Source organism: Zobellella endophytica, assembly GCF_003012775.1.
Classification (GTDB): Bacteria; Pseudomonadota; Gammaproteobacteria; order Enterobacterales; family Aeromonadaceae; genus Oceanimonas; species Oceanimonas endophytica.
The window spans coordinates 1-267 of record NZ_PXYG01000040.1 but is presented as its reverse complement, the minus strand read 5'-3'; the positions used below and the strand labels follow the sequence as shown (position 1 = coordinate 267).

The window sequence follows — 267 nt, the reverse complement described above, 5'->3', positions numbered from 1 at the left end:
CGTATGTCGCTGGTTCAAGTCCAGCAGGGGGAGCCAGTTTCAAAAAGTTGTTCCCCCTTAGTTCAGTCGGTAGAACGGCGGACTGTTAATCCGTATGTCGCTGGTTCAAGTCCAGCAGGGGGAGCCAGTTTCAAAAGTTGTTCCCCCTTAGTTCAGTCGGTAGAACGGCGGACTGTTAATCCGTATGTCGCTGGTTCAAGTCCAGCAGGGGGAGCCAGTTTCAAAAAGTTGTTCCCCCTTAGTTCAGTCGGTAGAACGGCGGACTGT

The 267-nt window shown here is 52.4% G+C and carries 2 tRNA genes; both read left to right on the top strand.

Going from position 1 to position 267, the window contains the following annotated elements:
* Positions 1-51: 51 nt before the first annotated feature.
* Positions 52-127 (top strand) — tRNA-Asn (locus tag C7H85_RS19345).
* Between the two features lie 14 nt (positions 128-141).
* Positions 142-217, top strand: a tRNA-Asn gene (locus C7H85_RS19340).
* Positions 218-267 lie beyond the last annotated feature (50 nt).